Origin of the sequence: Mesorhizobium sp. M7A.F.Ca.AU.001.01.1.1 (genome assembly GCF_004022735.1) — a bacterium.
Lineage (GTDB): Bacteria > Pseudomonadota > Alphaproteobacteria > Rhizobiales > Rhizobiaceae > Mesorhizobium > Mesorhizobium ciceri.
On record NZ_RZPF01001167.1, the window covers coordinates 1 to 1,075 of the forward strand.

Below are 1,075 nucleotides of genomic sequence, written 5' to 3' on the forward strand. Positions count from 1 at the left end.
GACCTCGGCAGCGAGGGCGAGCAGGGCTGGCACGCCGTCGGCGGCAGGCGAGGCGTTGCAGAGATTGCCGGCGACCGAGGCGACGTTCTGGATCTGCGCCGAGCCGACCTCTCGCGCCGCCTGCTTCAGCGCCTCGAAGGCCGGCGGCAAGGGATGGCGGACGATGTCGGTCCAGGTCGTGCGCGCGCCGATGACGAAATGGTCGCTCGCCTCGGCAATGCCGCACAGCGCCGCCAGGCCGTTAATGTCGAGAACATTGTCGCGGATCGGTTTGCTGCCCTGTGCCGGATAGAAATCGGTGCCACCGGCAAGGATGCGCCAGGCGCCCTCGCCAAGCAAAGCGAGCGCTTCGTCGACCGAGGTGGGTTTCGCGTAACGGATCACGCTTTGCCTTCCCGAAAAGAGGCCTTCCAGAGCTGGTACTTCGAAAGATCCTTCCAGCACAGGGGTCGGAAAATTCATTCGTATGCAAATGATATCAAGCTGGCAGGATTTGTCAAAGCCGGAGTTTGCCGCGGCGCCGCCGGCACGCATTTGTTATGGCTTGAGAGGTTGACGCGGCCGGCCATCTGGTCAAGTTTCTGCGTCCGGTCGCGTCAGCGGCATTTTCCACTGGAGCCTGCATACGGAAGAGGAAAGCCCATGGCCGACGAAGCGCTTGTCGTCATCGACCTGCAGAACGATTTTTGTCCCGGCGGCGCGCTGGCGGTTGCCGGCGGCGACGAGATCGTGCCGCTGGTCAACGACCTGATCCGGCGAACCGACCATGTCGTGCTGACGCAGGACTGGCATCCCGCCGGTCACTCCAGCTTTGCTTCCAGCCATCCGGGCGCGCAGCCCTTCACCATGATCGAAATGCCGTACGGCCAGCAGACGCTGTGGCCGGACCACTGCATCCAGGGCAGCCTGGGCTCGGATTTCCATTCCGGCCTCGCCTGGACCAAGGCCGAGCTCGTCATTCGCAAGGGATTTCGGCCTGATATCGACAGCTACTCGGCCTTCTTCGAGAACGACCGCACGACCCAGACCGGCCTTGCCGGCTACCTCCGGGAGCGCGGCATCGACACGCTGACCC

Annotated in this window: 2 protein-coding genes; one reads left to right on the forward strand and one right to left on the reverse strand. The window is 63.9% G+C overall.

Annotation, left to right across the window (positions count from 1 at the left end; all coding sequences use genetic code 11):
- Positions 1 to 384 (reverse strand): FAD binding domain-containing protein (locus EN884_RS36785; RefSeq protein WP_206617766.1); only part of this gene is annotated, 384 nt, incomplete at its 3' end.
- A 258-nt stretch (positions 385 to 642) separates the two neighbouring features.
- Between EN884_RS36785 and EN884_RS36790 the strand changes: the two genes are divergently transcribed.
- Positions 643 to 1,075, forward strand: a 433-nt coding sequence (locus EN884_RS36790) for a nicotinamidase (protein ID WP_164895455.1), incomplete at its 3' end; no start/stop codon positions are given.